The 21,862-nt window shown below is 66.7% G+C and carries 25 protein-coding genes and 8 pseudogenes; 16 read left to right on the forward strand and 17 right to left on the reverse strand.

The genetic code is table 11. The features are described from left to right. Positions 1 to 31 precede the first annotated feature (31 nt). The 4 genes from OG257_RS36880 to OG257_RS36895 form a co-directional block, all read right to left on the reverse strand. Positions 32 to 541, reverse strand: coding sequence for a hypothetical protein (locus OG257_RS36880; RefSeq protein WP_329214773.1), 510 nt, complete (start codon positions 539 to 541; stop codon positions 32 to 34). A gap of 89 nt (positions 542 to 630) precedes the next feature. Further along, entirely contained in the window at positions 631 to 1,026 is a 396-nt protein-coding gene (locus tag OG257_RS36885; protein ID WP_329214775.1) for a transposase, read from the reverse strand. A 93-nt stretch (positions 1,027 to 1,119) separates the two neighbouring features. Further along, entirely contained in the window at positions 1,120 to 1,377 is a 258-nt protein-coding gene (locus tag OG257_RS36890) for a hypothetical protein (protein ID WP_329214777.1), read from the reverse strand. An 89-nt stretch (positions 1,378 to 1,466) separates the two neighbouring features. Next, positions 1,467 to 1,784 (reverse strand): DUF6221 family protein, encoded by a 318-nt coding sequence (locus tag OG257_RS36895; RefSeq protein WP_329214779.1) that lies wholly within the window; start codon positions 1,782 to 1,784, stop codon positions 1,467 to 1,469. A gap of 46 nt (positions 1,785 to 1,830) precedes the next feature. Between OG257_RS36895 and OG257_RS36900 the strand changes: the two are divergent. The 3 genes and pseudogenes from OG257_RS36900 (at position 1,831) to OG257_RS36910 (ending at position 4,071) form a co-directional block, all read left to right on the forward strand. Next, positions 1,831 to 2,597: pseudogene (locus OG257_RS36900) on the forward strand (transposase). 78 nt (positions 2,598 to 2,675) lie between these two features. Beyond that, the gene (locus OG257_RS36905; RefSeq protein ID WP_329214781.1) at positions 2,676 to 3,509 is read left to right on the forward strand and encodes a class I SAM-dependent methyltransferase; all 834 of its coding nucleotides are present in this window, start codon (positions 2,676 to 2,678) and stop codon (positions 3,507 to 3,509) included. Between the two features lie 211 nt (positions 3,510 to 3,720). Next, the gene (locus OG257_RS36910) at positions 3,721 to 4,071 is read left to right on the forward strand and encodes a DUF4333 domain-containing protein (RefSeq protein ID WP_329214783.1); all 351 of its coding nucleotides are present in this window, start codon (positions 3,721 to 3,723) and stop codon (positions 4,069 to 4,071) included. On the opposite strand, the gene OG257_RS36915 is transcribed toward OG257_RS36910, so the two are convergent. After that, a complete protein-coding gene (locus OG257_RS36915) occupies positions 4,025 to 4,645 on the reverse strand; it encodes a GNAT family N-acetyltransferase (protein WP_329214785.1) in 621 nt (206 codons plus the stop codon). The genes OG257_RS36910 and OG257_RS36915 overlap by 47 nt on opposite strands. A 44-nt stretch (positions 4,646 to 4,689) precedes the next feature. On the opposite strand from OG257_RS36915, the gene OG257_RS36920 reads away from it, so the two are divergent. The 3 genes and pseudogenes from OG257_RS36920 to OG257_RS36930 all read left to right on the forward strand — a co-directional run. Then, positions 4,690 to 5,157, forward strand: coding sequence for a hypothetical protein (locus OG257_RS36920; protein ID WP_329214787.1), 468 nt, complete (start codon positions 4,690 to 4,692; stop codon positions 5,155 to 5,157). A 441-nt stretch (positions 5,158 to 5,598) separates the two neighbouring features. Then, positions 5,599 to 5,769, forward strand: a pseudogene (locus OG257_RS36925) (transposase); the annotation flags it as partial. A gap of 136 nt (positions 5,770 to 5,905) precedes the next feature. Then, positions 5,906 to 6,058, forward strand: a pseudogene (locus OG257_RS36930) (IS630 family transposase); the annotation flags it as partial. Between the two features lie 21 nt (positions 6,059 to 6,079). Here OG257_RS36930 and OG257_RS36935 read toward each other — a convergent pair. Next, entirely contained in the window at positions 6,080 to 6,760 is a 681-nt protein-coding gene (locus tag OG257_RS36935) for a hypothetical protein (protein ID WP_329214790.1), read from the reverse strand. A 209-nt stretch (positions 6,761 to 6,969) separates the two neighbouring features. On the opposite strand from OG257_RS36935, the gene OG257_RS36940 reads away from it, so the two are divergent. Then, entirely contained in the window at positions 6,970 to 7,521 is a 552-nt protein-coding gene (locus OG257_RS36940; RefSeq protein ID WP_329214792.1) for a histidine phosphatase family protein, read from the forward strand. Between the two features lie 2 nt (positions 7,522 to 7,523). Here the strand turns inward: OG257_RS36940 and OG257_RS37305 are convergent, their stop codons facing one another. Continuing rightward, positions 7,524 to 7,823, reverse strand: a complete 300-nt coding sequence (locus OG257_RS37305; protein ID WP_443054598.1) for a DUF2750 domain-containing protein — start codon at positions 7,821 to 7,823, stop codon at positions 7,524 to 7,526. 232 nt (positions 7,824 to 8,055) lie between these two features. On the opposite strand from OG257_RS37305, the gene OG257_RS36945 reads away from it, so the two are divergent. The 3 genes from OG257_RS36945 to OG257_RS36955 all read left to right on the forward strand — a co-directional run bounded on the left by OG257_RS36945 (position 8,056) and on the right by OG257_RS36955 (position 11,021). After that, a complete protein-coding gene (locus OG257_RS36945; protein ID WP_329214794.1) occupies positions 8,056 to 8,811 on the forward strand; it encodes an IS3 family transposase in 756 nt (251 codons plus the stop codon). A 161-nt stretch (positions 8,812 to 8,972) separates the two neighbouring features. Continuing rightward, positions 8,973 to 9,629, forward strand: coding sequence for a transposase family protein (locus OG257_RS36950; protein WP_329214796.1), 657 nt, complete (start codon positions 8,973 to 8,975; stop codon positions 9,627 to 9,629). 1,020 nt (positions 9,630 to 10,649) lie between these two features. After that, positions 10,650 to 11,021 carry a hypothetical protein gene (locus OG257_RS36955; RefSeq protein WP_307516914.1) on the forward strand — a complete coding sequence of 124 codons (372 nt, stop codon included), beginning with the start codon at positions 10,650 to 10,652 and terminating at the stop codon, positions 11,019 to 11,021. Positions 11,022 to 11,036: 15 nt separating this feature from the next. Here the strand turns inward: OG257_RS36955 and OG257_RS36960 are convergent. After that, positions 11,037 to 11,875: pseudogene (locus tag OG257_RS36960) on the reverse strand (IS5 family transposase). A 43-nt stretch (positions 11,876 to 11,918) separates the two neighbouring features. After that, a pseudogene (locus OG257_RS36965) lies at positions 11,919 to 13,007 on the reverse strand (IS630 family transposase). Between the two features lie 116 nt (positions 13,008 to 13,123). Here OG257_RS36965 and OG257_RS36970 point away from each other — a divergent pair. Together OG257_RS36970 and OG257_RS36975 are read left to right on the forward strand one after the other, a co-directional pair. Then, complete coding sequence (locus tag OG257_RS36970) at positions 13,124 to 13,474, forward strand: hypothetical protein (protein ID WP_329214801.1); 351 nt, start codon at positions 13,124 to 13,126, stop codon at positions 13,472 to 13,474. 38 nt (positions 13,475 to 13,512) lie between these two features. Beyond that, a complete protein-coding gene (locus OG257_RS36975) occupies positions 13,513 to 13,668 on the forward strand; it encodes a hypothetical protein (protein ID WP_329214803.1) in 156 nt (51 codons plus the stop codon). Between the two features lie 3 nt (positions 13,669 to 13,671). On the opposite strand, the gene OG257_RS36980 is transcribed toward OG257_RS36975, so the two are convergent. Beyond that, entirely contained in the window at positions 13,672 to 14,172 is a 501-nt protein-coding gene (locus OG257_RS36980) for a hypothetical protein (RefSeq protein WP_329214805.1), read from the reverse strand. A gap of 85 nt (positions 14,173 to 14,257) precedes the next feature. Continuing rightward, positions 14,258 to 14,617, reverse strand: coding sequence for a hypothetical protein (locus OG257_RS36985; protein WP_329214807.1), 360 nt, complete (start codon positions 14,615 to 14,617; stop codon positions 14,258 to 14,260). A 240-nt stretch (positions 14,618 to 14,857) separates the two neighbouring features. On the opposite strand from OG257_RS36985, the gene OG257_RS36990 reads away from it, so the two are divergent. Further along, on the forward strand, positions 14,858 to 15,184 hold the full coding sequence (locus tag OG257_RS36990; protein WP_329214809.1) for an ankyrin repeat domain-containing protein: 327 nt from the start codon (positions 14,858 to 14,860) through the stop codon (positions 15,182 to 15,184). A 15-nt stretch (positions 15,185 to 15,199) separates the two neighbouring features. Here OG257_RS36990 and OG257_RS36995 read toward each other — a convergent pair. Continuing rightward, positions 15,200 to 15,747, reverse strand: a pseudogene (locus tag OG257_RS36995) (transposase); the annotation flags it as partial. On the opposite strand from OG257_RS36995, the pseudogene OG257_RS37000 reads away from it, so the two are divergent. From OG257_RS37000 to OG257_RS37010, 3 genes and pseudogenes are all read left to right on the forward strand, one after another. Beyond that, positions 15,745 to 15,850 (forward strand): annotated as a pseudogene (locus tag OG257_RS37000) (IS5/IS1182 family transposase); the annotation flags it as partial. The pseudogenes OG257_RS36995 and OG257_RS37000 overlap by 3 nt on opposite strands. 879 nt (positions 15,851 to 16,729) lie before the next feature. Continuing rightward, the gene (locus OG257_RS37005) at positions 16,730 to 17,275 is read left to right on the forward strand and encodes an SMI1/KNR4 family protein (protein WP_329214811.1); all 546 of its coding nucleotides are present in this window, start codon (positions 16,730 to 16,732) and stop codon (positions 17,273 to 17,275) included. A gap of 65 nt (positions 17,276 to 17,340) precedes the next feature. Beyond that, positions 17,341 to 17,511, forward strand: a pseudogene (locus OG257_RS37010) (ISL3 family transposase); the annotation flags it as partial. A 26-nt stretch (positions 17,512 to 17,537) separates the two neighbouring features. Here the strand turns inward: OG257_RS37010 and pyrE are convergent. From pyrE to OG257_RS37310, 5 genes are all read right to left on the reverse strand, one after another. Next, positions 17,538 to 18,062 (reverse strand): orotate phosphoribosyltransferase, encoded by a 525-nt coding sequence (gene pyrE, locus OG257_RS37015; protein ID WP_329214813.1) that lies wholly within the window; start codon positions 18,060 to 18,062, stop codon positions 17,538 to 17,540. A 158-nt stretch (positions 18,063 to 18,220) separates the two neighbouring features. Continuing rightward, on the reverse strand, positions 18,221 to 18,436 hold the full coding sequence (locus OG257_RS37020) for a transposase (RefSeq protein ID WP_443054538.1): 216 nt from the start codon (positions 18,434 to 18,436) through the stop codon (positions 18,221 to 18,223). 156 nt (positions 18,437 to 18,592) lie between these two features. After that, positions 18,593 to 20,107: an outer membrane protein assembly factor BamB family protein gene (locus tag OG257_RS37025; protein WP_329214817.1), complete on the reverse strand. Its 1,515-nt coding sequence runs from the start codon at positions 20,105 to 20,107 to the stop codon at positions 18,593 to 18,595. 276 nt (positions 20,108 to 20,383) lie between these two features. Continuing rightward, positions 20,384 to 20,824 carry a hypothetical protein gene (locus OG257_RS37030; RefSeq protein ID WP_329214819.1) on the reverse strand — a complete coding sequence of 147 codons (441 nt, stop codon included), beginning with the start codon at positions 20,822 to 20,824 and terminating at the stop codon, positions 20,384 to 20,386. Between the two features lie 134 nt (positions 20,825 to 20,958). After that, the gene (locus OG257_RS37310) at positions 20,959 to 21,489 is read right to left on the reverse strand and encodes a WhiB family transcriptional regulator (RefSeq protein ID WP_443054539.1); all 531 of its coding nucleotides are present in this window, start codon (positions 21,487 to 21,489) and stop codon (positions 20,959 to 20,961) included. Positions 21,490 to 21,862: the final 373 nt, after the last annotated feature.

Here is a 21,862-nt window from a genome sequence, read left to right on the forward strand (position 1 = left end):
ACCAATCCCGGTGGCGAGAACGAACCGCTGGTCAGTCCCCCGCCCCAACGGCCGACCCCTTGTGAAGGAACTGCTTCGCTGCCTCAACTGCTTCCCCGTTGAGTTCCTCGACGGAGACGCCCCAGCTCTCCTCCCAGCCGTCCAAGTTGTGCGCGCAGTGGACGAGGGGTTCCAGTTCCACGGGGTAGCCGAGGTCATAGGCGATGTCTGCCCAGATGAGGTGGGTGCCGACTGCGGGATCCAGGGATCCGTCTGCGATCTGACCGGCGACCCAATGGGCCATGGCCCACTTCGCGGCCCGAGGGTCAGCGGGCGGGTGGAAGAGCAGTCCCAGCTCCTCCAACACCTGGTCGAAGAGAGCCGGAGCCTCGGGCTCTTCGCTCCGGAGGAGACCGGCCAGCATCGCGAGGGAGGGACTCTCGACCCCGGCGATCAGCGCGTCCAGCCCAGCATGGATGAGCCGGTCCGACCCGACGTGCCTACCGAATGCCCTCTCGCGCGCCATGTGGTTGAGCTGCTTGAGAGCGTCGTCGCGGGTCATCACAGTCTTCTCGATCGGCCATCCGGGAGAAGGAGACTCGCACATTCTCAGACTGTGCTGCCATCGAGTTCCTCCTGCGTGTTCGCCGATCAGGACATGAGAACCCGTTTCCGCAGGAGGGCGAAGCCCGCGCGACCGAACATCTGGCGCTTGAGCATTTTGATCCTGTTGACATGTCCTTCAACGATGCCTGAGTTCCAGGGCAGGGTCAGGCCGGCGATGACGGCGTCCCGGTCTCGTTCGAGTCCTGTGGCGAGGGTGTGGAGGCTGGGGGGGTCGTCCTGTCGGACGGCGTCGAGCCAGTCCGGCAGCTGTTCGCCCTGGCGCTCGGACAGCATGGTCGCGAACGACCGGACGTGGCGGGTGAGGGCGGCGATCTCAGGGCAGTTGGCTGAGATGTTCTTGAGCTGGAGTTGCTCCGGGTCGGTCAGGGTCTCGGGGCGGCGGAGGATCCATCCGGCGACTGAGCGAGGCCGGGCCGCCACCGGACGGGGTGATGTCCGTTTGAGGTGCAGGTAAGCACGGACGTGTCCGTAGCTTCCCTGGTAACCGAGGGGGACGACCTCCTCCCATAGCTTTCAGGCGTTGGTGCAACCCTCACTCCAGCGGTCGTCGAGGTAAGGTCGCGTGTTGGTATCCCAGGCCACGTCGTCATCAACGGTCCACTCCACATAGTGCTCGCGGCCCACTTCTGTCGGGTCGCCGCACCAGAGCGCCACGACGGTGCCCACCTCCGAGCGCACCCGGACCGTCGTGGGCCCGCAGGGGGCCTGTCGCACTGCTTCGACCTGTACCAGCATCCCGCAAGCCATGAGTGCCTCGAAGCCGGCCGCCATCTAAGGGCTGTCCCGCAAATGATCTTTCGTGTGCGACGCTCGGTTCAGGCGCGCGGCCTCGTCGGCCTCCGCTCGTGTGCTGCGTTGCTTCAGGTCCGGGCGGGGAAGTCAGGGTGGTCGGCGTAGGGCAAAGCAAGGTCACGCAAGTCGTGGCACGGCCAGGGATCGCGGGCGTGGCGGGCCAGGATGCGCCGCTTGGCCTCGATCTCGCGCAGGACGCGGGCCGGGTCGTGCAGGGCCACATGCAGAGCGATCGTGGGGTGGAAACCGGGGACGTCCACCTGACAGAAATCGACCGTGTCTCCGTGGGCAGACCACTCCCCGCATCCGTCACCGTCGCAACGCCGGGCCAAGTCGGCCTCCTCGCCCAGCCGCGCCTCAATGAACCTCACCAGCTCTTTAGTCATAGAGGCATTCTCGATGTTGTGCAGGGCGCCATGGAACGATCTTGCGGTGGCTGGTGTGATCACGGCGTCAGAGCCGTCTTGGATAGCCCCCTTCAGCGGGCTGAGCCCGCGGTCCTTCGGGAAGCTGGTGACCGCGCTGCGCCGTGAAGGCGCAGACCCGGTTCGCAAGGGACGCCCCTGGTCACTCCACTTGGAGGACCGGTGCTGCTCGCGGCGGCCTACTGGCGAACGAACTTGACGATGCGCCAACTCGCCCCGCTCTTCGGCATATCGAAGTCCGCGGCCGACCGGATCATCGACCACCTCGGCCCCGCGCTCGCCCTGAGGCCCCGCAAGCGGTTCCGCAAGGACGCCGTGCTCATCGTGGACGGCACCCTGGTGCCCACTCGCGATCACACCGTTGCCGAGCAGTCCAAGAACTACCGGTACTCCACGAACCACCAGGTCTTCATCGACGCCGATACCCGGCTTGTCGTGGTGATCGGCCGGCCCCTTCCCGGGAACCGCAACGACTGCAAGGCGCGGGAGGAGTCAGGTGCGACGGCTGCCGTGGGCAAGACCATGACGATCGCCGACGGCGGCTATCCGGGCACAGGACTCGTCATGCCTCATCGCCGCCGCCAAGGCGAAGAACTGCCCGACTGGAAACAAGCCCACAACACGTCCCACAAACAGGTCCGCGCCCGTGTCGAGCATGTCTTCGCCCGCATGAAGACCTGGAAGATCCTCCGCGACTGCCGCCTCAAGGGCGATGGCGTCCACCACGCCATGCTCGGTATCGCCCGCCTGCACAACATCAACCTCGCCGGATAGACGACCGGTCGGGTCGATCACCGACCGCGTCCGCACCAGGCAGAGACCAATTACGGGACAGGTCTTAGGGTGCGGAGTATGAGCCAGAGCCCCGTCGACCCCGTCGCGCACAACCGCCTCGCCTGGGACCGTGAGGTGGAGAAGGACAACGAGTGGTCACGCCCGGTCGGCCCCGAGGTGATCGCGCAGGCGCGGGCCGGCCAGTGGTCCATCGTCCTGATCGGGTACGAGCCGGTCGACCCGACCTGGTTCCCGCCGGAGATCGCCGATTGCGACGTGCTCTGCCTCGCCTCCGGCGGCGGGCAGCAGGGTCCGGTGCTGGCCGCGGCGGGCGCGCGGGTGACCGTCTTCGACAACTCGCCCCGTCAGCTGGTGCAGGACGAGATGGTCGCGGTGCGGGAAGGACTCGACCTACGCACCGTGCTCGGCGACGCGCGCGACCTGAGCCCGTTCCCGGACGCCTCGTTCGACCTTGTCGTCCACCCGGTCTCCAACCTGTTCATCCCGGAGCTGGCGCCGGTCTGGCGCGAGTGCCACCGCGTGCTGCGCCCCGGCGGGACGCTGCTGTCCGGCTTCCTGAACCCGGACGTCTACCTCTTCGACGCCGAGTCCTTGGAGGCGCGCGGCGAGCTGATGGTGCGCCACCGCCTGCCGTATAGCGACCTCACCCACCTGGAGCCCGCCGAGCGGCAAAGGTTGTGGGGCCTCGACGCGCCGGTGGAGTACAGCCACACGCTCACCGATCAGCTGGGCGGGCAGATCGCGGCGGGCTTCGTCATCACCGGCTTCGCCGAGGCACCGCACCACTCGGAGGCCACCGCCGGCTGGCTCTCCGGCTACTTCGCCACGAAAGCGGTCAAGCTTGCTGGTGCCGTCACTGACCCTGCACCGGCCGGGCCAGGTCAGCAGTAAGACCGGCTGGCGGCTGGCGGCTGGGTCAGGTGGGCCCGGAAGATGACGAACGAGAAGCGGCGCCCGCCCCACTCCTCGTCGTACAGGGGGTGCACAGGCTCCTCTCCGGCCGCGCAGGCAGTGGTGGGGGAGCACCCCCGGGGAGCGAGAGGCGACTTCACGTCACCACAGGGGGTTGTATGAGCACGGACAGCCGGATAGGACTGTCCGCGTGACTGATCAACGCAGCTTCGCCCGTACCGTCATCGCGCTCTCCCTGGCCGTGATCGCCTGTTGTGCGCTCACTTTCACCATCATGCTGTTGGCCGGGAGTCCCGCCGTGCAGCCGCAGCGCGTTCTGGATCAGGACGCGCTGGCGCGGGCGGTACTCAACAACGTCAACTCCGCCGACTTCGCCGAGCCCCCGACCATCGACGATGTCAGCTGCCCCGCTTCCATCCCCGTCGAGGCCGGCCGGGAGTTTAAGTGCAAGGTCAACGGCGTCCGCGACGGCAACAGCAGCGGCCTTGCCTGGGTCAAGGTGAAGATCGAGGACGATCAGGGCGACCTGTCACTGGGCTGACGAACGGCAGAGCGAGCGGGACCGCAGCCGTGACATCAGGTCCGTCCCGGCCCTCGCGCCACTCATCTTCAAGGACGCTGAAGATCTCGGAATCCCGCCAACCGTCCCGGATCAGCGCGGTGTGACGGAGGCGGCCTTCGCGTGTCATGCCGAGCTTGCCGAGCACTCGTGCCGACCCGAGGTTGCGGGGGTCACAGGTGGCATAGACGCGGTGGAGCCCAAGATCCTCGAACCCTCGCGTCAGTAGTTCGTTGCCGATCGCCGTGCCGATACCTTGGTCCCAAACCCGAGGGTGCACGGCATAGCTGATCTCGCCTTGACGTTGTCCCCGGCTCCGGACGTGAAGCACCCCCATGCCGACCACGTCGCCCTCGACACGCGCTGCATACGAGAACCGCCGCTGCGATGGGTGCGACCACGCCTCGACCGCATCCGCTACGAAAGCGTGCGTTTGCTCTTCGGTGTTCGGCCCCCAAGCCTGGAAACGGCAGGCCTGAGCGAGGGAAGCCCAAGAGTGGACAGCTCGCCAGTCCGCGAGCTGGATTCTGCTCAAGGTCACCGCATGTCCAGCCACAAGCTGATCTTGCCAGGTGAAGTCGCGCCGATCTGCAGCAGTTCGTGAACCAGCCGCCGTGGGTCGCGCGCCCTGGCCGACGAGGAGGGCAACTTGACGTCGCCAGCCGCAGCATCAACGCCCGCGGCGTCTGGGGCCGCGCCGTCGACGCCTGGATCGAGGAGGACCTGGCCGAGCTCGACGTGATCTGGGATCAGATCATCGAAGACATCGGCTCCGAGTACGACGCGTACAGCAACGTCTCCTCCATCGGCTGGGCAGCCGGCACGGAACAAACCCTTCCGGCATCCCAGGGGCGACCTGAAGTGTCGACCGGCGCCATCTCAAGCAGCGGTGGGCACTACCTCCGACACCGAGGCGAGAGCACGGGGACGACGCCGCGGGCATCCGGCACGGCAGAGTCAGCTGCCTCCTTGTCCTACGGGACGGGAGGATCCGCCTTCCTGTGGACTGATCGTGTCAGACGGGTTGAGGTTGATCTCAGGTGGTGCGGCGGGAGTAAGCCCGCCTGAGGCAGGCTGGATGGGCGCACGCACGACCGCAGTGGGGAGGGGTCTGGATCCGAGGATGCTGATACGGATCCGAGTGGTCAGGGTCGTTTCCGTCCGGGGGGCTTGGCTGTCCGGCTGATGGCCTTCGGCGTGCACGGGGCAGTCGGCCCCCATCGTGCAGACCTCTGACGGAAGGGAAGGCATCGGGGGAGGCCGTTTGGTGAAGGTAAGAGTCCGGGCAGGCGCGCGCGGGTGGGGCGCTGCCGGTTCGCCCCGGGGCGCCATCCAGTCGCCGTTCAGCGGTGGCACGGATGGCGGCGCTGCGGGACGGGGCCACGCCCCAGAGGCCCGCCGGGGAAGAGGAGGCCGTCCGCCGACGCCGGGTACGCGCAGGGGCAGGGTGGGGGTGTCCACTGGGGGGACGGGCGGGGTGATGGCGGCGAGGGTGTGCGGATCCAGCGGGGGAGGCAACGCTGGGTAGTAGAGCGCGCGTTCGCCCACCTGAACTGGTTCCGCCGACTTCGGGTCCGCTGGGAGATCCGCGACGACATCCACGAAGCCTTCCTCACCCTCGGATGCGCACTCATCTGCTGGCGGCGACTGCGCGCTTTGGCAACCGGTGCCGTGGGCTAACTAGTGCCGGATCAAGCAACGTTTGCCCTGTTGTGATGTGACGCGCCGGCCGGGTGCTGTGCCGCACGGCGTGTGACGGTCACCCTGTCGGGGTGGCAGAACGAGTACGCGTGCGCGAGATCGATGACGCAGAGTTTTCACGGCCCTGCGCTACTTCACCCTCGACGGCACGGACCACGCCGATCACAAAGAGCAGGGCAGCATGATCCGCCGCTACATCATCTGGCGGAACAACCACGCTGCTGACCAGCGCCTCCGCATGGTCGTGGCCGGAGCGAATGTCGCCTGAACCCGACCTCGTCGGCGGTCACTACTGCCGGTCAGGCCACAGTCCGTCCGGCACCACGGTTGCCTGGGTCTGAGCGGCCAGCCATGTCTTAACCTCGTGCCAGGCGGCCTGTTCCTCCGCCGCGGTGCCCCACCACCAGGTGAATGGCGAGTCGTCGGACGTCAACTCCTCCCGCCACCAGCCGACGCTCTCAGTCAGATGGTGGCGGGCGACCGTGCCCCTCTCCACCTCCCAGCGGGCGAGCCACGGGGCGACTGAGGAACTCGCGGTCACACAGCTCTCGAAGACCTCGCACGCCGGGGTCGGTGGCGACTCCATCCGCAGGGCCTGTGTCCACCACGCCTCCAGAAAACCGGCCACCGCCCCAGCCTGCTCGCGGGGCCACCGCGACCAGCCCGCCGCGGCCAGTCCACGAGCCATGAGAGCGGACTCGACCGCGCCCTCGGCGAGCACCACGACGAGCTGCGGCAGGACGCGACGGATGATCGCGGGCTGGTCGTCCCAGTGGAAAGGATCTTTCTGCGCGACCCGGCCCACAAGATCCGTCGGGAGACGGACGTCAGGAGTCCGCAGCAGCTCGACCTCGACCTCATCGAAGCACCGGCCGCACACGGTCTCGTCCGCTTGGGCCGTCATGCCGCCGAAGGTCGTCGCGACCCTCGCCACCGCAGCGGCAAGGACATCGCCATCTGGAGAAGTCACCGTGCACCCCATCAAGACTCCAGCAGGCTGCCCCAGCCGAAGAGAGCGACGCTACCAGGCGACAACCCACCCATCAGAACAGGGCGAACATTGCCTGATGCGGCACCAGTGCTCTGACCGCTTAGGTTCACCGGGTCGGCGGTGGCATGGTGGGGGAGCCGCCCACTCGCCCGTGCAGCCTGGCCTGTCAAGGACATTCAGGAGCCCTGATGGCAGTAGAGATCGTCTACGAGACCCACGCCACCACCACCGACAACGAGGCCTGCATCGCCACCGGCTGGCTCCCGGGCCGACTCTCGGACCTGGGCTGCCGCCAGGCCCGGGAACTGGGGGAGCGCCGACCCGGCGACGGCTTCGCAGCAGTGTTCGTCTCCGACCTGCACCGAGCCGTCCAGACAGCCCGGATCGCGTTTCCCGACGGCCGGCCCCCGATTCGCCGGGACATCCGATTGCGTGAATGCAACTACGGCGATCTCAACGGACACCCGCTCTCCCTCATCGCCGCCCAACGAGCCCAGCACATCGACGAACCGTTTCCCGGAGGCCAGAGCTACCGCCAGGTCGCCACGGCCACCCGCGCCTTCCTCCACGACATCGCCACCGGATGGGACGGCAGCAGAATCCTCGTTATCGCCCACTCGGCCAACCGATGGGCACTGGAACATCTGCTCGCCGGAACACCGCTGGACGAACTGCTCCAAGCACCGCCCGCCTGGCGGCCGGGCTGGAGCTACACGCTGTCTGCCGACTGGCCCGCCTGAACCTATGCGGTCAGAGCACTGACCGCCGCTAGCCGGTTAAGGACTTCCCTGGGGGTGAAGCTCCAGCCGACCAAACGCGGCCCGCTCCAGTTGATGCCGATCACGAGTCCGTCCCGGGCGGCATCGGGCAGTACAAGATCGCACCAGGTGTCCAAGGGCATGGAATCGACGCGGAGCCCACGCCCCCAGATCTTCGCCGCCCTCTGAGCGCGGGGCGAGGTCGACCAGAAGGGAAAACTTCGCGTGCCGTCCGCGGAGAGGTGAGTCGGGCTTCCGTCGTCATCCCGGCCGAGCCAGACCAGTCTGTTTCACGGACGTCTCGGAAGAATGCCGCTGCTTGCGAACCGCTCTGACTCATGGCCACCGAGCCTAGCGCTCCCCAAGACCCATTTCGTTAGGAGTTCTAAGCAAGGGGAACGGGCGTCGACCGTGCGGGGTGACGGGATCGCTACTGGACGGTGGGGCCCCCAGGAGCGTGGACGGGACCGTAGGAACGGCCACGGCTTGCGCTGCGGGCTGGCAAACTCCGCGCTCATGGAGTCTGAAGTCATAGCGGCGCTTATCGCCACACCCGCGGTCCTCATCACTGCCACCGCAGCGTGGGCGGCTGGTCGTGCACAGAGCCGCGGGGCGTACCACGGACCGGTAGACGCCGTTCGACGCACGGCCCAGCGTGAGGCGTACGCCGACCTGTACCGCTCAGCACGCCATTTCATCGAAGCCTGGGAAGCAGCTGACGTGGCGGCACGCCACAGCCACGGTCGCCGCGACTTCACGACGGACGGCCCGAACCGGCTGTGGCTCACCGACATCACCGAACATCCCACCAGGGACGGCAAGTTGTACCTCTGCGCGATCAAGGACGTCTTCAGCAAGAGGATCGTGGGCTACTCCATCGACGACCGGATGAAGTCCCAACTGGCCGTCGCAGCCCTCAACAACGCGGTTGCCCGCCGCGACAACATCGCCGGATGCATTGTCCACAGCGATCGCGGATCGCAGTTCCGGTCAAGGAAGTTCGTCCGGGCCCTCGCCTGCCATCAGCTGGCCGGTTCGATAGGGAGAGTCGGGGCGGCGGGCGACAACGCGGCCATGGAGTCGTTCTTCAGCCTGCTGCAGAAGAACGTCCTCGACCGCCGGCAGTGGGCCACCCGCGAGGAACTGCGGATCGCGATCGTCACCTGGATCGAGAGGACCTACCACCGACGCCGCAGACAAGCCTCACTCGGCCGACTGACCCCCGTCGAGTTCGAGATCGTCATGACCACACCGGCCCTCCGGGCCGCGTGACCACACCTGTCACCCAACCCTGCATCAGACCCTCGCGTGTAGAGACGGGTAGCGCACGAGCTCAGGCAACTTCCCTGCCCGCAGCTCCTTAACGAGCTCGTGCACGGTTAGCGGTGAGACGTCGATCTCGGATCGGCGATCATGGCTGCGTGGTGGGGAACGTGACGCGCACAGCGATCATCAGCGACCGGAGGATCACGGGCTTGTCGGCCGCTGTGATCGCTGAACTCGTTGCTGAGGTGGGACCGTTGTGGCATGAGCGGCACCAGGCCAGGCTTGCGTCCCGGTCGCGGAAGCGTGCGGTGGGCGCCGGCGCGAAGCACCGCATGGTCTTCGTCGACCGGTTCCTGGCCACGCTCGTGCACCTTCGCCATGGGGTTACTCATGATGTGCTGGCCTGCTGGTTCGGCGTGGACCGCTCGACTGTCACCCGTGCCATCGGCGAGGTGCGGCCCCTACTCGCGGAGCGAGGATGCACCATCAGCCCCGACGTGCGGCTGCGAACCCTGGCCGAGGTCGTCGATCATCTCGGCCAGGCCGGGAAGACCGGCATCATCGACGGCACCGAGATCCGGGTCCGCCGCCCGGCCGTTGGCCATAAGGACCGGGATCGCTTCATCTCCGGCAAGAACAAGCAGAACGCCGTGAAGGCCATGGTCTTCACCGACGGGGACGGGCGGCTGCTGTTCTGCAGCCCAACCAAGCCCGGAAGCTGCGCGGACACCACCCACGCCCGAGAGTTAGGGCTGGTCAAGCTCCTGGTCGAAGGTCCTGCAGTCGAGATCCTTGCCGATGCCGGCTATCGGCCAGACGGCTGACCCCGACTGCGCAATCACCACCGCTGACCTGCGGTGGTGATAGCCGTGGTGAGTGGACGCGACCCTGTGGTGAGTAAGCCCTCGGAGGCGTGATGAGTTTCGGTCGACGACTCACCACGGCAGGTCAGCGGCGTGTGCTGCCACTCACCACGAGGCGCCGGTGCCAGAGATCAGCCGGTGAATGGTCCGTCGGCCGCACGCGCAGCCGACTTCCCCTCTTCTACCTGGCCTGCCCTGCTGTGAGGGTGGGGTGGTGGTGGCTGGTGGGGCGGGCGTGGTCTCGGGGAAGCGGGGGCGCTGCGCTGGCCCGTTCTCCCGGCCCGATGCAGGGGCTCCGGACCGCAACGAAACCGACGACCTGACGGCAGGCCGCCCTACTCCTGCTGAGAGGCCGACCGCCGCCCGCAGGAGGCCTGCGGCCACCATGGGACAGCTCCTTGCGGGGGGTAAGCGCGTCGAACTTGTCCGTTCAAGCGATCCCGCGCGGGTTTTCTGGACGCCCGGACGCAGGGGATGTTGCTGCTCCCTGCCCCGATGACACGGGAGGCGGGCGGGTCGGGGCCGGCGCACGCTTGCGCTACGACGAGGGAGGCGTCGGCGGGCGGCGGAGGGTGGCCATGAGCACGGCGGTGGCCCAAAGCAGCGCGCCCAGGCCGGCGCCCACCGCACCCAGCGTTCTGATGATCTCCCACGTCGTGTTCTCCGCCGGGTGGCAGCCCGGGTTACATACCCACGATTGGGTGCCGTCCGTCCGCGCGGCCGCGAGAGCGGCTAGACCTAGCAGCATCAGGGCGAGGCCGGACCAGAACATCCTGCGGGCGGCTGTCTCGTAACCTCGCGAGCGAGTGTCGACCATGTCAACCACGGTCCCACCCCGGTGAACGGGTCGGCAACGGTGCCGTGGCGCTCAAACCGGTAGGGGCGGCGGTGCTCGCGGGCGGTCGCGGCGACTTGCAGGCCTAGGACGCTTCCTGTGGATCAACCTCACCGGTCTTTGTGCAGCCTGGATACGGTGGCTGCATGACGACGATCCTGCGGCACCCTCGGCCTGGATTCACGTGGGATTGGTGGGCGGTGGACGCTCACGGTTTCCTCGTGCACTTCAGCGATGGTCCTGCTCCGGAGCACCTGCTGGCGCATGTGGATCGTGTCGATGCCGCTGCTGCGTGGGCGGAAGAGAACTGCCCCGCGTGGTTCGACGATGGTCCCCCGCCGCTTCACACCTTCAACTGCAACGGCGAGCTGCCCACTTACCTGCGCAGCGGCGTTCCTGACTCCCCGCTGCGGCTGTCCGACGCGCCAGCGGCCATCGCGAATGTGGCGGTCTTGGTTGAACTGCACCGGGCAGTGGGAGACACCTGGACGGTTCACCTTGACGAAGGCTGGGTCTAGGCAGCTCGACTGGCATCACCTCGCTGACCAGATGAAGATGGCGGCGAGGTGGAGTCCGGCGAGGTAGATGGTGGCGGTTTTGTCGTAGCGGGTGGCCAGTCCTCGCCACTGCTTGAGCTTGTTGATGCACCGCTCGACCGTGTTGCGCTGCTTGTAGGCGTCGCGGTCGAAGGCCGGTGGTCTGCCGCCTTGGCTGCCGAGACGCTTGCGGTTGGCGGCCTGGTCGGCGGGCTGCGGGATCACGGCCCGGATCCCACGTCGGCGAAGATGGGTGCGGATCGCGCGGGACGACTACGCCTTTTCGGCCAGGACCACGTCCGGCGTGATCCTGGGCCGACCGAGCGGCCGGGGCACCCGTAAGCGGGCCATGACCTCGGAGAACGCGGGTGCGTCCCCGGCCTGTCCGGGCGTGAGCACGAAGGCCAGCGGCCGGCAGCGACTGTCGGCGGCGAGGTGGATCTTGGTGGTCAGTCCGCCACGGGAGCGTCCGAGGGCATGGTCGTCCGGCTCACCGGCTGGAGCCCCTTTTGACGGGCCCCGGCGGCGTGCTGGTGCGCGCGGACGACGGTTGAGTCGACCGCGATGACCCAATCGAGGTCGCCCTCGGCGTCGGCCTGGGCGAGCAGGGTGGTGAAGACCCTCTCCATGGTGCCGTTGGCCGCCCACATGCGCAGTCGGTTGTGGGCGCCCTTCCATGAACCGAAGTGCTCGGGCAGGTCCATCCACGGTGTCCCAGTGCGGTACTTGAACGCAATCGCGTCGATCACCTGCCGGTGATCACGCCACCGCCCACCCCGCCGAGGCGTCCGGTCCGGCAGCAACGGCTCGATCCTTGCCCACTGGGCGTCAGTCAATGACGCACATCAACAAACGATCGGATGATCCGAAGGAAACGGCCTAGTGACCTGAGTCAGAGATTCGGTGGCAGTAGGCGGCGACCTTGTCGAGGATGTCGTCGGCTGTCTTCGTCTATACGAAGGGTCGTGGGTGGTCGTACCAGTCGGCGAGCCAGGCTCGGATGTCGCGTTCAAGGGCCTGCACGGAGCGGTGGACACCACGCTTGAGTTTCTTGTGTGTGAGTTCGGCGAACCACCGCTCCACCAGGTTCAACCAGGACGAACTGGTGGGTGTGAAGTGCAGGTGGAAGCGCGGGTGCGCCAACAGCCACTTCTTGACCGCTGGTGTCTTGTGGGTGGCGTAGTTGTCGAGGATCAGATGCACCAGGTCGGCTGGCACTTCTTTGTCGACCTTGGTGAGGAACTTCTTGAACTCGGCGGCCCGGTGCCTGCGGTGCAGTGAGCCGATGACTTTGCCCGTTGCCACTTCCAGGGCGGCGAACAACGTGGTGGTGCCGGCGCGGACGTAGTCGTGACTGCGGCGCTCAGGCACTCCGGGCATCATCGGCAGGACTGGCTGGGACCGGTCCAGGGCCTGGATCTGCGACTTCTCGTCCACGCAGAGGACCAGTGCCTTCTCCGGCGGATCGAGATACAGACCCACAACGTCCCGGACCTTGTCGATGAACTACGGGTCCGTGGTCAGCTTGAACGTCTGGGACCGGTGCGGTGCCAGGGCGAAAGCCCGCCAGATCCGTGAAATGGCCGACTGCGACATTCCCGTGGCCTGGGCCATCGACCGTGTCGACCAGTGCGTCGCGTTCTTCGGTGTCTCCTCCAGCGTTTTGACGATCACCCTCTCGACATCGGCATCGGTGATCTTCCGTGGGACGCCCGGCCGCGGTTCGTCACTCATGCCGTCCAGGCCCCGGTCAAGGAAGCGCCGCCGCCAGGTGCGTACCGTTTCCGGTGCGATCCGCAACAGACGCGAGACCTCCATGATTGAGTGCCCTTCGGCGCACTCGAGAACGATCCGCGACCGCAGAGCGAGAGCCTGAGCAGTGGACCGTCTACGCACCCATCCCTCAAGCCCCTCTCGCTGAGCATCAGTTATCGACAGCGGCGGAATCTTCGGTCCAGGGCGACTCATACCCAACCAACGACAAATCTCTGACTCAGGTCACTAGGAGCTCGCTTACGGATCACTGACAAAGGGGTCGCAGGGCCAGCTGGTGGCGGCGGAACTGTGCCTGCGACGATGCGCCTGTGAGCTATGACCTTGCTGTGTGGGACGGCGACCGTCCATTCGACAACCGTGCTGCGAGCTCGAGGTATGACGAGCTCTACGAGCGCTATCTGGAGTCGGACGATGTCGTCGTGCCTCCGGCGTCGCGCATCATGGCGTATGTGGAAGCCCTTGTCGCGCGATACCCGGACGACGTTGATCACAGTGTCGTGTGGGTGTCGCCCCCGGTCATCGATGAGGCATCGGGCCCGATCGTGTACCTGCTTATGTCGTACGGCAAAGCTGAGGAAGTATCCGAGTACGCCGCTGCACTGGCTCGCGAGCAAGGCCTCGTCTGCTTCGATCCGCAGGGAGAGTGCCTCCGGCCTTGAATGCCTGCTCTTCAGTGGGCGGACCAGACAACCTGCACATGCACCTGGTCGCGCCGCTGCGGGACGTCTTCGAAGCCAACGTCAGCTGGCTCACCGTGTTCCAGCTACCGACCTATGCCCCGGAGATGCTTCAGTACCGGCCGGAAGTCATCAACGGCTGCCTGGCTGGCACCGGCCTGACCCTGTCGGCGTGATCGTCAGAAGTAGCCGAAGAAGCGATCCCACCAGTTGGGCCGCCTGGCATGCGAGGGCAGTCGACTCGGCCCGTCGTAGTCGCTCTCCAGTAGTTCCTCGGGAACCACGACGTAGCCGAGCTCGTCCAGGGCTCGGTTGATCCTGGCGAGGTCAGCACTGTCCAGCTCGCCCTCAGCCTGCGCCTCCTCCGTCCCGAGAAAGGCACCAGGGTTGTCCGCGCACACCAATGCCAGCGAGCCGAACTGGCTCACACAGACGACGATCCGGGTCCCGCACAAAGTCGCGTCCCCGGGCACGAAGATACGTCCGTACTCGCTGGAGTCCTGAGTCTGCCGGTCGGCCACGGTCGTGCAGTGAACTGCGAAGTCACCTTCGAGTCGGTCCACCAGAAGACCGAAGCGCACAGCGATCTCGCGACGGTCAAAGTTCCGCGGCCACTCCAGCCAATCCGGATCATCGAGCTCACGTAGCAACACCAGCAGATCCGCTGCGCTCTCGGTCATGCGCTCATCCTGCCGCGACGCCCGCCCAGGGAGCCAGCCCGGGGTAACACGATGCTCAACGTTCCCCGACAACACCCATTCAAGTTCAGTACTCCGCACGAAGAGGACTCAACGGGATCTGGGACAACGCCCAGCGGGTGAAGATGAGCAGAGCCTCGCCAGCGATGTCCTCAAGCCGGTCGAAATCCTCCGGCAGCACGTCGAGCAGGAAGTGCTCGACTTCCCGGTCTGCCTGCTTGATCAGGACGAGGCAGCGATAACAGGGCTTGGGAGGATGCTCAAGGAGGATCGCTCGCAGAGACCCGGTCGCATCGTCGGCTAGGTGCTGATCAAGCCATCCAGGCTCGCGTCCCCTGCCGAGGTTGAGGCGCTCGCTCTTCGAACTCAGCTCTACGAGGTCCTGCTTGTTCACACGCTTGATCGCTTTGGGCACCTTCTCCGGCATGAGAGCAGGCTATCCACGGCCAGAACGCGAGGTGCTGCCAGCACAGACCATGCCCCTGCGGCGCTGCGGCGTCCCCAACACGCAGAGTGACTCCGCCGACGCTTTGGCAGCAGTACTCGCGACAGTTGAATACGCGAGCCCACCAGTACCAAGGCCGTAGCTGCTGACAGGCTCGGGGGCGAATCCGGGGGCGCGGGGTGCCCCTATCTCCTTCGTCAAGCAATCGTGATGATGACGGGCATGACGGATGAGGATCAGGGCTTGGATCGTGAGAGCCGCCAGGACTGGACGCAGCTGCACTTCGCCGCAGATGAGCAGGATGCCGCAGCTGTCGGTTCTCTCCTGGCGGCGGGCGCGGAGGTGGACGCACCCGATGGGCAGGGCAATACGCCTTTGTGGCTAGCCGTGTTCACGTATCGAGGCGATGGTGCGGTGTTGTCGCTGCTGGTCAAGGCCGGTGCCGATCCGGGCAGGGACAATTTTCATGGTGTGAGTCCCCGGCGTCTTGCTGGCTGGCGCATTGGTTCAGATGCTGCGGTGCATCTCGGGGAGTTTCCTTCCTCGTAGTGCAGTTTCTGCAGGTCAGGACGCCTTTGCAGGTTGAGGTTCGTAGAAGGTTCCGTCTCGGAGCAATGGCGAAGAGGACGTCGGCTCGTCGTCGGGCGAGGCAGAGCAGGGCTTGGGTGTGGTGTTTGCCCTGGGCGATCTTCTTGTCGTAGTAGGCCCGGGATTGCCGGGTCGCCCAAGGCGGCGAACGCGGAGAGGAAGAAGGCCCGTTTGAGCTGCTTGTTTCCCCGCCGAGACGGTTGTTCACCGCGGATCGAGGAGCCCGAAATCCGGGTCGCTGGGGCGAGACCGGCATAGGCGGCCAGGTGGCCGGCGGTCGGGAAGGTGCTGCCGTCACCGACCTCGATCAGGATCCGGGCTCCGGTCCTGACGCCGACTCCCGGCATCGACGTCAGGACCTTCGAAAGAGGGTGGACCTCCAGAAGTTCCTCGATCCGCCCGGCCGGCAGCTTCCGCTGGTCGAGCACGGCCGTCAGGGAAGCGGCCAGGCTCGGAACGATCAGCGCGGCCGCCTCCGTGCCCGGAACCGTCACGGTCTGCTCGTCCAGCGCGGCGAAGATGTCCTCGACGCCGGCACCCGGCTGGTCGTTGTGGTCGGCCGGCCGCTCGCCGGGCACCGCAACGACTGCAAGGCGTGGGAGGACTCCGGCGCCAAGGCCCACGTCCCCGGACTGCGCAGCCTCGAGAACGATGACGACCGCAGCCAACTGACTGAGATCGTCATGCCCTTTGTCCGTAGACGGCTACCGCTCATACACCGGACTCCGAGCGGTACCCGCCCACGTCGGCACCAGGCGCTCGCTGTGCGGGTTCTGCAGGACGGCCGGACAGTGGATGCATGAAGATCATCGTTCTTACAGAGCTGCGCAGGGCGCTGGGTGATGATTTCGGGCCCGGGGAAGCGGTGACGCGTGGGGAGGCCGTGCATGCCGCCCCGGCTGATTCTGACATCCTTGGGGACCCCGGCGGCAAGACGTTCTGCGGTCTGTCCACGGAGGGGATGGAGCGGCACCCGTGTTCTCCCTCTCGTGCCGGTCAGTCGTGGTAGCGGGCGTGAGTCGGTTTCGTTGCCCGACGTGTGACAAGGCGCTGCGCTCGCTCTGACGGGCGCGTTCGGCCGGTGTTGTGGGACGGCGCGACGGCGGCCGGAGGGGCACTCCGGACCCTTGGCGCCATCAGCGGCTTCCTGGGGCCGTAACGGGCTCGCTCCGCCCCCTGTGGGCCGTTCTCCAGCTTTCAGCTCCGGCACGTACTTGCAGAGCGTCGTCCGGGAGGGTGGTGCCTCCCGGCACTCGACAGCGCCGCCCAGCGCCGCGCCCTGCGACTCGTCCAGGACTGACCCGCGCAAGGGGCGCAGCTGACCCGCTGCGCCCCGCCCCGGCGGTGGGGAGTGGCACGGCACCCCTGCTGTGTCTAGGACGGTGCCTTTGGGACCCGGGGTAACGGCTTCGTCTGGCCCCGGCTGAGGAACGGTTTGAAGCGGCCCCACCCGGCGTCGACGGACACCCTCAGCTGCTCGTCAGTCCCTTCTGCGAGCATGTCGCCATGACAATCGGATCACCTGGTCAGCGTCCTGATGAGGCCGCCCTGGAGTTCCTGCGTTCGGCGTTCGAGCCGGAGTGGCGGGAGCCGGCTCTCGGATACGAGGCGGTCTCGGCGTGGGAAGCCGAAAACGGGGCTGTGCTCCCGGAGCCGTACCGGAGCTTGGTCGCGGAGATCGCCAACGGGTCCTCGCTCGGGCCGCCGGAGGACGGTGGCCTGCTGCCTCTGGGCTGGCTCACGCCGGGCTGGCCCTACCAGGCTGAACGGAAGCCCGCCGCGCCGTTCCCGCTCCAGGAGACCTGGGCCTGGGAGGGCGAGCCTCTCGCTGCCGACCACAATGAACGCGTCGCCGACGTCTACGGCAACGGTTCCGTCGTGTTGGGCACCGACGATGAACTCTCGTACTGGGTACTCGTCGTCAATGGGCCACAACGGGGCAAGATCTGGCTGGTCAGCGACGTGGGCGCCTACCAATATCCCGGGCCGGAAGCCTTCGGATTCCTGGAGTGGGTCCAGCGCTGGCAAGTCGGCGACGGCTGGTGGGACTGACCGCCATTGCAGAGAGCCCGACGCGCTGAGAGTGCGTCGGGCTCGAACGTTTTGGTGGGGAAGCCCCAGCTGCCGCAGGCATCGACCGCGACCGCGACGCCCCCATCGCCGACCTCACACTGCCCTGGAGCTCCGGCGTCGTCGAAGGACACGTCAACCGCATCAAGATGCTCAAGCGCCGGATGTTCGGCCCAGCGGGTTTCTCTCTTCTTCGGAAACGAGTCCTCCTCGCCTGACGGGCCCAGGCGGCTTTTTTCAGCCCTCAGACAGCAGTTCTCAGATCATCCGCAGTCAGCAGTGACAGCAGTTGGATTCGCTCGGACGTAAGCGCCTCGGCCCCGCCCTGCTGGCGGTCGATGACGCAGAGCGCTTCGCGAACGTCTGCGCCCAGATCACGCAAGTCGGTCGTGGAGAGCACGATCTGCCCACCGCTGGTGACCACGTCTTCCACGACCAGCACCCGCCGCCCGGCGATGTCCGCGCCTTCGGCCAGACGGCACGTTCCGTACGACTTGGCCTGCTTGCGGACAAAAGCGCAGGGAAGGCCGGTGTGCCGGCTGAGCGCGGTGACCACCGGGATGCCACCCATCTCAAGGCCGGCCAGCACCTCAGTGTCCGTCGGCACGAGCGTGGCCATCGCCCGGGCGATGGAATCGAGGAGAACGGGGTCGCTCTCGAAGCGGTACTTGTCGAAGTACTCCGAGGCTCTGCGGCCAGAGCGGAGGACAAAGTCACCCGTCAGGTGGGAAGCAGCCTGGATCTGCAGGGCAATTTCTGAGGCAGTCACAGGACGGAAGTATCCCAGGTCAACCGCACCTCTCGGCGGCTGGTGGTTCCCAGCACGCGGAAACCTAGACCAGACACACACCAAGATCAGCCATCGCCGAGCGTGCTCGATTCACGGGAATCGGCTCTGTCGCTATTTGAGGGGTAGTGGATTCTTGATCATGGTGAGAGCAGGATGCGGCGTCGGAGGAGATCGAAGTTGGCCCGGCCGTACATCTGTCTCTTGAGCAACTTGATCCTGGTGACGTTGCCTTCGACGGCCCCGGAGGTGTAGGTCGTGGTGAGGGCGGCCTGGATGGCTGCGCGGTCGCGTCGCATGCCGTTGGCCAGAGTCCGGAGTTCTCGTTGGCCGTCGAGGCTAACGTCATCGCTCATCCAGCTGCCACAGCCACCGACCCGGTGAACCAATGCGGTCACAGCACTAGCTTCGTTGACAAAGGACACGGGCTGCGCGACATCGCCCTTTTGGCCTGGGTACGACAAAGGCGGTCGCTCCCGTGCTGGGAGCGACCGCCAGAGGCCCGTGGAGGGTCAGTGGATGGTGAGGGCGTAGGTCATGGGGATGTCATCTTGGAAGTAGCCGGAATTTCGGTGGAAGAAGAGCCGTCCGTCTTCGTAGAGGATCGGCTCCGTCATCCTCTCGGGGGACATTTGCTCCGCGGTGTTGGAGATCTTGAAGTCGGCGGGCTGCTCCAGGAGTACGGTCTCTTTTCCATCTGCGGCAGCCAGGTGGAGTACACCGCTGCCTTCCCGTGCTGATCCAGCGTTTTTGTAGGCGATGAGGCCCTTCTTGTCGGCGCGTAGCGGCCGCAGTTCGGCCATGCCCCCGCCTTCGACGGTCCATTTGAGGCGGCCCGTACTGATGTCGAATGCGGCGATGTGGTTGCCGCTGATGATGTGCTCTTTGTCGCTGGCGAGGTAGAGGGTGTCGGGCGTGGCCACGACGGCGCCGCACCCGGTGCCGGTGCCGCTCCGGCAGCCGGGAACGTAATCGCCGACCTTGATGGTCGCCTTGACCGAGCCGTCTGTGTCGAAGGTCCACAGCCTGTTCGCATCGAGCTGGTTGTACTCGTCGCCGACATAGGAGGCGACCACCAGCGGATCGGCCGAGGCCAGGTACGGGTATCCCACGTCCTTGGGCAGTTTCACGGTCCGCGACGGTTGGCCGGTGCGCGGGTCGCGCTGTGACACCGCGAAGTGGCCGTCGCAGAATGCGAGTCCCGCCAGCGTGCTGCCGCCGAGGTACTCCTCGTAGCCGCATCCCGGCGGCGGTGAGTCCCACGCCGTTTTTCCGGTGTCGACGGCGAAGCCCCACGATTCGTCTTCCGACCAACCGACCGCGGCGAACTGCTCGCTGATGGCGACGCTGAGGTCGAGCCCGCGAGTGGCCTCGGGCACAGACTTCTGCCACACCTTGCGGCCCCGGTTGATGTCGATCACCGCGACCTCGGTGCACTTGCTCCACGGCTTCTTGGACCCGGCGAACACGACTGCCACGTAGCCCTTGCTGGTGCTGTCCCTGGACGCGCGACACAGATTGCCGTCCAGCGGCAGTGTCCAGGTCGGCTTCCCGCTGTCCAGGTCATAGCCGAGGACGGCGTCGGGGCCGCCCGAGACGTACGAGTGCGGCGTCACCCATGAGCCGTCCCCCCGGTGCCCCTCATCTCCTATTTCTTCCTTTGGTGGTGGCACGTTCAGCAGTACGCGGCTCTGTGTGGAGACGGCCGCCGGTGACGCCTTTGCTGACGTGCCCCCCTTCCCGTCAGCAGCCGACTGCTGGCCGTCGTTGAAGTGGAAGAACGCGAGGATGCCGGCGGCCAGGACCGCCAGGGCCGCAGTGACACAGCCTGCGATGACTGCTGCCCTGCGCTTCCCAGTCCTGCCCGGCCTTCCTGAGGCGCTGGGGAGCTGCTGGAAGTGGGGCGGTATCGGACCGTACGGCGGCTGGGTGCCATGCGGTCCACCCGAGTACGGGGTGGGACCGAACCCGGGAGGGCCCTGGGGCGGGGCTGTGGGTGGAGTGGGTGGGATGGGCGGATGTGACATGCGTCAGTCCTCAGGAGGGGGTGCAGGTGGGGCATAGTGAAAGGCTCGGCTGGCTGCGGGCGGCAGATGGTGGGTAAGGCTGCGGGACGGTGAAGCAGCGAGGCGGGACCACTTCCCGTCGATGCGCTGCCGCTGGGCCACCAGGTCGTCCCAGGGTGTCCAGGAGGGTCTGCAGCGAGGGCGGCTCGTCTCCGGCGTGCCGCAGGGCAGCTTGCTCGCCGCCGAGGGCCAGCAACTGGTCGCGCAGCGCGGCCGCGATGAGACCGTTGCGGACCCTCACCAGTTGGTCGGCCAGAGCGATCCCTTCCGGCTTGGACAGGAAGCCGTGGCTGACGCCGAAGCGCTCCTCGAGGGGCCGTTGTAGTCGACCTGGGCGGAACGGAGCCCCTTCACGAGATTGCCGACTGTCTCGTAGGACAGGCCGATTGAGTTCCCGATCTTCCGGTAGCTCTCGCCGGCCCGGAGGAGGTTCAGCCGCTTCATGACCAGTTGGCGGTAGTACTCTTCGCGCGGCTTCTTGGCGCGCGGCGGGTGCTCGGGCTCGGCGCCATCGAGGAGCTCACGCACACGCCCCGGTTCGACGGTGGTTGCTGTGGAAATCTCCCCGACATCGAGGACGTCCGTGCGGCCGTAGCCGACGCGCTGTGCCGCGCCGTCGATGCTCGCCAGTAGCTGAGCGAACTCGGCCGCGGTCACCTCGCAGGGCAGGTCAGTCACGACGGGGGTCTCCAAGGGGGCCGTTGACGGTTAAACGGGGCAGGGGCAGCGTATCCAGCCGCAGGACGCATCGTCTCAACCGGCACTGTCAGGAGAGCTGCTGCGTTCGGCGAGGGGCAAGATCGCAGCCCCATTCAAGGGCCGATGAGCCGATCAGCGCCACTCGGGCCGCGGGCCCCCAAGGGGAGGCCCGCGGCAGGACCCAGCGAAGGTCTGCGGCGGGGCCCGGCACGGCAGCGCCAGCACAGGCACCTTGCTGGGGTGTGGTGCGGCATCGGGCCGTTGAAGGCTCTGTCCAGCTGAATGATGCGAGCCTCGCGGACAATGGGCGGCCTGGTGCGGGCCAGGGCGCGGTCCCGGGCAGCGAGGACCTGCACCCAGTTGGTGCCGAGTCGGTTCGCCAGGTAGGCCCGCAGGATCCGGCATTGCAGCGGGTTGGTGCCTGCCCAGATCCCGGTCTGTGTCTGGTCAGGGTTGGCGAGCGCCCACTTCAGGCACGTCGGTGCCAGCGGGCAGGCGGAACAGATCTTTCGGGCTTCGGCGGTCCGCGCGGGGGTGGTGTTGCCGGGCTCATGTGTGAACAGATTGGGGGAGGTCCGGCACGTGGTGGGGGTCGCGGGGCGGGGAAAGGGGATTTGTTCGGCGAGGGTGGGGGCGGCGCTCATGGCGGCTGGCCTCCGATCGGAAGTCGGGAGTGCGGGGTGACTGTGGTCTTTGGGCCCGCGTGGGCACCGTGGAGTTTGGCGGTCTGGTCGTCAGGCGCGGTCGTCGTTGCTCTTCCGCTTGGACTTCGCGTCGGAGACGAAGCGAACTTCGAAGGGGTGGGCGGCGTTCCAGGCTTCGGCGCATGTCTTGTGCACGGCCTCACCTGCGTGCGACTGCGACCGCAGCGGCGTGAGGTTCTGGCACAGCACTCACGGGGTGTCTCGGCGGAAGTGGAGACTGTCGCGCCAGTCCAGTAACGTCACTTGGGGGACTGGTGCCGACACAGCGAAATTCGTTCGCCGGGCAGTCACGACGCCGGTGGACGTTGGCGAG

Origin of the sequence: Streptomyces sp. NBC_00683 (assembly GCF_036226745.1) — a bacterium.
Classification (GTDB): Bacteria; Actinomycetota; Actinomycetes; order Streptomycetales; family Streptomycetaceae; genus Streptomyces.

Bases quoted from the DNA above. Each gene is read 5' to 3' on its own strand.
- OG257_RS36880 (WP_329214773.1), bottom strand. From the start codon at position 541: ATGACCCGCGACGACGCTCTCAAGCAGCTCAACCACATGGCGCGCGAG.
- OG257_RS36890 (WP_329214777.1), bottom strand. From the start codon at position 1,377: ATGGCGGCCGGCTTCGAGGCACTCATGGCTTGCGGGATGCTGGTACAG.
- OG257_RS36895 (WP_329214779.1), bottom strand. From the start codon at position 1,784: ATGACTAAAGAGCTGGTGAGGTTCATTGAGGCGCGGCTGGGCGAGGAG.
- OG257_RS36905 (WP_329214781.1), top strand. From the start codon at position 2,676: ATGAGCCAGAGCCCCGTCGACCCCGTCGCGCACAACCGCCTCGCCTGG.
- OG257_RS36940 (WP_329214792.1), top strand. From the start codon at position 6,970: ATGGCAGTAGAGATCGTCTACGAGACCCACGCCACCACCACCGACAAC.
- OG257_RS36945 (WP_329214794.1), top strand. From the start codon at position 8,056: ATGGAGTCTGAAGTCATAGCGGCGCTTATCGCCACACCCGCGGTCCTC.
- OG257_RS36955 (WP_307516914.1), top strand. From the start codon at position 10,650: ATGACGACGATCCTGCGGCACCCTCGGCCTGGATTCACGTGGGATTGG.
- OG257_RS36975 (WP_329214803.1), top strand. From the start codon at position 13,513: ATGCACCTGGTCGCGCCGCTGCGGGACGTCTTCGAAGCCAACGTCAGC.
- OG257_RS36980 (WP_329214805.1), bottom strand. From the start codon at position 14,172: ATGACCGAGAGCGCAGCGGATCTGCTGGTGTTGCTACGTGAGCTCGAT.
- OG257_RS36985 (WP_329214807.1), bottom strand. From the start codon at position 14,617: ATGCCGGAGAAGGTGCCCAAAGCGATCAAGCGTGTGAACAAGCAGGAC.
- OG257_RS36990 (WP_329214809.1), top strand. From the start codon at position 14,858: ATGACGGATGAGGATCAGGGCTTGGATCGTGAGAGCCGCCAGGACTGG.
- OG257_RS37005 (WP_329214811.1), top strand. From the start codon at position 16,730: ATGACAATCGGATCACCTGGTCAGCGTCCTGATGAGGCCGCCCTGGAG.
- OG257_RS37020 (WP_443054538.1), bottom strand. From the start codon at position 18,436: ATGAGCGATGACGTTAGCCTCGACGGCCAACGAGAACTCCGGACTCTG.
- OG257_RS37025 (WP_329214817.1), bottom strand. From the start codon at position 20,107: ATGTCACATCCGCCCATCCCACCCACTCCACCCACAGCCCCGCCCCAG.
- OG257_RS37310 (WP_443054539.1), bottom strand. From the start codon at position 21,489: ATGAGCGCCGCCCCCACCCTCGCCGAACAAATCCCCTTTCCCCGCCCC.